At 58.3% G+C, this 3496-nt stretch carries 3 protein-coding genes; 1 reads left to right on the top strand and 2 read right to left on the bottom strand.

Translation table 11 applies throughout. From position 1 onward, the window contains the following. Positions 1-31: 31 nt before the first annotated feature. Entirely contained in the window at positions 32-265 is a 234-nt protein-coding gene (locus J4D99_RS21680) for a hypothetical protein (protein WP_208133845.1), read from the bottom strand. Positions 266-685: 420 nt separating this feature from the next. Next, entirely contained in the window at positions 686-1045 is a 360-nt protein-coding gene (locus J4D99_RS21675; RefSeq protein WP_208133844.1) for a hypothetical protein, read from the bottom strand. Between the two features lie 773 nt (positions 1046-1818). On the opposite strand from J4D99_RS21675, the gene J4D99_RS21670 reads away from it, so the two are divergent. After that, positions 1819-3078, top strand: a complete 1260-nt coding sequence (locus J4D99_RS21670; RefSeq protein WP_208133843.1) for a rolling circle replication-associated protein — start codon at positions 1819-1821, stop codon at positions 3076-3078. Positions 3079-3496 lie beyond the last annotated feature (418 nt).

The raw sequence follows: 3496 nt of genomic DNA, 5'->3' as shown, positions 1-3496 counted from the left end.
CGGCACCAGCCCTTCGTGGTGACGTCTGGGCTTACCGTAAGGCGGTTAGTTTGGTAGTATCGGCTTGGGCTGGTGGCGCGGGTAGTTCCTTCGCCGCTCTGATGATGGCGGGCGCTTCGTGCATGATAGCGGGCAGCTTGTCAATGGTGCAATAGCCTAGGCCAGCTAGTGAGAGAATGATTACTGCCGTAATTCTTTGTTTTCTAGGCACTTGAGAGATTATTTTTTGCAAGGCGCGGATGAAGTTGTAGGGGTTGAGGTCCATATTGGGGGTGAACAGAGGGGTAGTAGTTCGAGGTTAAATAGTGTCTCTTCGGTCGAAAGCTCGGGTAGAGGGTATAGGTCCGAGAAATCGGCGGCTAGCTGGATGGCCATGTCCTAAAAAGTAACCGTGGCCGCCCTTATCCCAAAGCTCAGAACCATGTTGAGCCTGTGCACCACGTATGGGCCATTTCGGCCTACGCTTGCCTAAGTGGGCGTCGTAAAGCTCTGGGGCGAGGTAGGTGGGATGCAACCTTGAGCGGGGGAAAGCGGGGGCTAATGGTTTACAGCCCGCGTAAAATGAAAAACCAGCACTGCCCTACCACTGAGGTAGGGTGCGCTGGTTGGGGTGCGTGGAGTAGAGCTAGGAGCACGGGGTTACCCGGCTATAGCAAGATACTAAATTTCCGGTGAAACGCTGGAGCTAGTTGAAAGTTAGCCGTTGGTGGAGTGCAAGCGAGCAAAAAGATGCGGTGCCCTTGTCTAGGTTCTCCTGCTTGGGGAGAATCTGTAGGTTGCTGACGTCGGCGCACTGCTCCGGCGTCCACCCGGCCTCCCAGGCGGCAACGATGCTTACAGTGTGGTCGAGGTGATAGTCCGGGCCACGTAGCTCAATGCCTGGCACTTGGTCGAGCGGTTGCTGCTTCGTGAGGCTGCGGACCTTGCGGCCGTAGGCCCGGCGCTCAGCGCGTTTGCGAATTGTCTCTTTCTTCTTGCGCTCAGCTTGGTGCTGCTTGGCAATACCGAGGGTTAGAGCTTGGGTAAGGCGGTCATACTTAGTCATATAGCAAAAATAATCACCAGGGCGCAGCGATTTCCTTGATATTCCAGGGGTTAGTACTTCGCCGGGTTTCATTCGTACCAGCCGCTGCCGTCGAAGCCATGCCGTTCTTGATGGCGAGCCCCGACGAGCCCCACCCGGTCGAGCTTTCGCGTTTTCTTTCGTCAAAGCCACCCCCAAGCACCCATTACCAGCCGCGAAAACATGGGCAAGTCGGCCGCAAATGAAGAAACCTCAGACATTTGCGGGAAGGGGCCAAAATCGGCCATTGCAGCACGCAGGGGCACATAATTGAGGTTCCGGCCAATCTCATTACGTGAAACATTTTGTAGGGCACAAACCGCGCTAGTACCTGCTGCGGACGTGCGAGCACTCCGGTATAAAAAAGCTCAACCGTGACATTGCGCGGAGTACCTTCTTATACTATCCTTCGGGACGATGTTATGAACAAATACTGACAGTGCTTCGTAGCTTTGTCGAATAGGGGGTGCACCCCATTTAGAGCCTTTCCACGGCCCCAGCTGCTTCAGACCCAGCTGGGGCCGTATTTTTTGGTCATCGGGAAATGTCGTGGTTGCCGGCTTAGTTTTGTTCCGCACTTCGGATGGTCTGAAACTTAGTCCAGGTGCGCTCTAAACTTGCACCCCACATTCCCCAGCCCCAAAGCTGGCGGTTGTGGTGCCGTACATGGCACCCAGTTGCGCACGCCTGAGCTGCGCCACGCCGCCCCATCCCTGCACTTTTCGGCCGTACCTGGTGCCTCGTCTTTTCGTGGCATGAAGTCCTCGTGCCCGCCATCGCCGTCCGCTAGCGCCGCCCCGCCTATTGGCTTGTCTCATGTTCCGTTCCTCCGCAAATCCTCGGCTTCGGAGGTAGGAACAACCTTTGAGCTGCGCCAGAATAGCGCCGTTGTCTATAGCCGTGGGGCACGCCGTGGGGCTGACCGCACCGAGGCCCAGCAGCAAGCGGCTATCGAGAACCTTTTCACCCAGCAGCAGGCAGGCGGCACTAAGGGCAAGGGGTACATGTCAAAGGCTACCCGCAGCGAGTTGATGAAGTGCGTGCAGCGAATGATTGCGATGGCGAGCGTGTCGGCGGCGAAAACCATGCGCTACAACCCAAAGCTGGGCTACCGGCAGCAAGCCTGTTACCCGACCTTCCTAACGTTGGTGCTGCCCTCCGACCAGGTGTGCAAGGCCGATGGTACGCCTGACGATAAGCAGGTGAAGGCGCTGGTGGGCCGCTTCCTGGGCGAGGTGCAGCGTGTGTGTGACGTGGTACACTACGTGGCCGTGTTCGAGCCCCAGCCCACCACTGGCAACCTGCACGCGCACATCCTTATCGACAAGTTCGTTGAAAACCTGCCTGAGGGTCAGAACAAGGTGGACGCGACGCCGCTGCGCCTAACCAAGCTCTGGAACCACTTTCTGCGTGGCGCGGGCTACATCGAGCCCTACGCCGAGAAGATGCGGGCCAAGTACGCTAGCGGCTTTGTGTTCGACGCCGACCTGGCCGAGGTGCGTAAGCAGTGGGATGGTGCCACCTGGTGCGACGTCGCTGTGCCAGTTCCTGAGGCCACCCAGCGCAGCCGCTACGCCTACGGGGTGGCCACCGACTGGCAGGAGCCCAATACGGTGGACATTCACGCCGTAGGCAAGGCCGAGAATCTGGCCGGGTACATCGCCGCCTACATGGCCAAGAACGAGGGCGTGCGGCCCATTGACGGGCGCCTGTGGAGTCATAGCAAAGGGCTAGAGAAGTTGCCGCTGTACCAAGAAGATTTCACCGACGAGGTGCGGGCCTCCGTGTCGCAGCTCATCGAGCAGGGCAAGGCAAAAACACTGCTGGTAACAGCGTCCGGGGCGTTCACCCCCCAGGAATACGAGGACAATGACCTTGCCGCCCTGGGCGTGGCGGTCGTGGCCACCATCTACACCTGGCGGCAATCCGACTGGTGGGCCGTTGCTCCCCCCGCCTACGTCCGACGCTATCGCCATTACTGGCGCGACGTGGTGCGGCGCGAGTACGGTGTATAGGCGCAGGGCTCAGAAAGGCCCGTGCGGGGTGGGTGGCTCAGAAAGTCGGCGGCGCGTGCGTTTGTGAGCTGCTGAGGGGGTTCAGTAAGTCGCTAGCGGGTGGCTCAGCAAGGTGCACCTTTCGGAGCTACTTGTTTCGGGCTTCCTCTTTTTTCTTTTTTGACTGTAAGTACATTCCAAGACCAAAACAGGCAATGCCAAGAATCCCATAGCCAAAGAGCGAGAAAAAATCATCCATGCCGCAGTATACGCAGCATATTCAATATATACCGCGCCTGCGTCATCACCGCGCCCAGCTCTAAAAGCTAATTGTGGAGGTCGTTGCGGAGCGGCTAGCGGAGCGGCACCAGCCCTTCGTGGTGACGTCTGGGCTTACCGTAAGGCGGTTAGTTTGGTAGTATCGGCTTGGGCTGGTGGC

Origin of the sequence: Hymenobacter sp. BT559, assembly GCF_017571525.1 — a bacterium.
GTDB classification, from domain to species: Bacteria; Bacteroidota; Bacteroidia; order Cytophagales; family Hymenobacteraceae; genus Hymenobacter; species Hymenobacter ginsengisoli.
The sequence above is the reverse complement of the archived record's forward strand: the minus strand, read 5'-3'. Positions and strand labels throughout refer to the sequence as shown.

Coding starts and splice junctions, on each gene's coding strand:
- J4D99_RS21680 (WP_208133845.1), bottom strand. CDS start 265: ATGGACCTCAACCCCTACAACTTCATCCGCGCCTTGCAAAAAATAATC.
- J4D99_RS21675 (WP_208133844.1), bottom strand. CDS start 1,045: ATGACTAAGTATGACCGCCTTACCCAAGCTCTAACCCTCGGTATTGCC.
- J4D99_RS21670 (WP_208133843.1), top strand. CDS start 1,819: ATGAAGTCCTCGTGCCCGCCATCGCCGTCCGCTAGCGCCGCCCCGCCT.